General features: G+C 68.7%; 2 protein-coding genes and 1 tRNA gene (1 of these 3 only partly in view). 1 reads left to right on the top strand and 2 read right to left on the bottom strand.

The genetic code is table 11. From position 1 onward, the window contains the following. Positions 1 to 58: transfer RNA gene (locus ACFVYK_RS29640), tRNA-Glu, on the bottom strand (it extends 152 nt beyond the left edge of the window). Between the two features lie 92 nt (positions 59 to 150). Further along, positions 151 to 885 (bottom strand): HAD family hydrolase, encoded by a 735-nt coding sequence (locus ACFVYK_RS29645; protein ID WP_389779336.1) that lies wholly within the window; start codon positions 883 to 885, stop codon positions 151 to 153. A gap of 35 nt (positions 886 to 920) precedes the next feature. Here ACFVYK_RS29645 and ACFVYK_RS29650 point away from each other — a divergent pair, with 35 nt between their 5' ends. After that, positions 921 to 1,106 (top strand): type II toxin-antitoxin system RelE/ParE family toxin, encoded by a 186-nt coding sequence (locus ACFVYK_RS29650; RefSeq protein WP_389779337.1) that lies wholly within the window; start codon positions 921 to 923, stop codon positions 1,104 to 1,106. Positions 1,107 to 1,312 lie beyond the last annotated feature (206 nt).

The following is a 1,312-nucleotide window of genomic DNA, read 5'->3' on the forward strand; positions in this document are numbered from 1 at the left end:
GACTCGAACCTAGACTAACTGAACCAGAATCAGTCGTGCTGCCAATTACACCATAGGCCACTGGAACGCAAGCCCTGTAGGGGATCTTGTTCTAGTTTCACTCCCCCGGTTCCGGCCTTTCGGCCCGCTCCCGGCGGCGCAGGAAGAACATTACCCGAAGGTGGACTGCGCTCCAAAACGGGTATCCGAGCCGAGGATCGCGGGAAGTTCGGCGAGGCTGACGATCCGGTGCCGTCCGGACGGCAGCTCGACGGTGGCCCCGCCGCCGTAGCGGTCGATCCACACGGAGAGAAGTCCGGCGTCGGCGGCGCCCTGTCCGTCGATCTCCGGGTGGTCGCCGACGTAGGCCACCTCGTGCGGAGGCAGGGAGAGAGCCTCGCAGGCCGCGAGGAAGGCGCCGGCCTCCGGCTTGGAGACGCCGAGTTCCGCGGCGCACAGGATGGACTCGAAGCGGTCGTGGACGCCGAGGACGCGCAGCTTGTGGTCCTGCACCCGGATGCTGGAGTTCGACAGCACCGCGTGGCGGTGGCTGGCGGCGAGGGCGTCCAGCACGGGCAGGACGTCCGGGAAGAGGGACCAGGCTGCCTCGTAGTGCCTGATGTACCGCTGGAACCAGGCGTCCGCCTCGTCGTCGGTCAGCTCCGGCCGCTCCAGGAACGCCCGCACCCGGTCGCGGCGCTGGTCCTCGAAGGTCATCCCGCCCGCCGAGAACCGCGCCCACTGCTGGTCGGTCACCTCCCGCCAGCGCGCGAGGGCCTCCTCCGCCGTCCCGAACCGGCCGAGCAGCCGCTCGGCGGTGAGATACGACCGCATGCCCTCGCGGTCGGCGGTCGTGTAGTCGAAGAGAGTGTCGTCAACGTCCCAGACCACGGCGCGAATGCTCATGCGCCGACGGTATCGCGGGCCGGCACACTGCGGACATGAGCGGGTACCGGGTCCAGTTCACCCTCGAGGCGCGCGAGGCATACGACACTTTGCCGGGCTCTCGCCAGGCCCAGGTCGACCGGGCCGTGCGGATACTGGCGCGGGATCCGTTCCGCAGGGCCTCGACCGCGCCGCTCGGCCCGGACGAGAATCTGCGTAAGGCTTATGTGGCCCCGGCGTGATGCTGGAGTACGTGGTGGCGGGCGCGATCATGGTCGTGGTCTGGATCTTCGACGAGACCCACTACCTGATCGACGAGAGCGACGAGAGCGACGCCGTCTGAGGCGAACGCGTGAGGGGCGGGGGGCGGCGGGCCGGGGCCCCCCCCCCCCCGGCCAGCCGGACGGTGTGGTTGATTTATAAAAAAAACAGACCACCCAACCAGCAC

Source organism: Streptomyces sp. NPDC058291 (assembly GCF_042880855.1).
GTDB lineage: Bacteria > Actinomycetota > Actinomycetes > Streptomycetales > Streptomycetaceae > Streptomyces.

Excerpts from the sequence above, each read along its gene's own strand:
- ACFVYK_RS29645 (WP_389779336.1), bottom strand. The coding sequence starts at position 885 with ATGAGCATTCGCGCCGTGGTCTGGGACGTTGACGACACTCTCTTCGAC.
- ACFVYK_RS29650 (WP_389779337.1), top strand. The coding sequence starts at position 921 with ATGAGCGGGTACCGGGTCCAGTTCACCCTCGAGGCGCGCGAGGCATAC.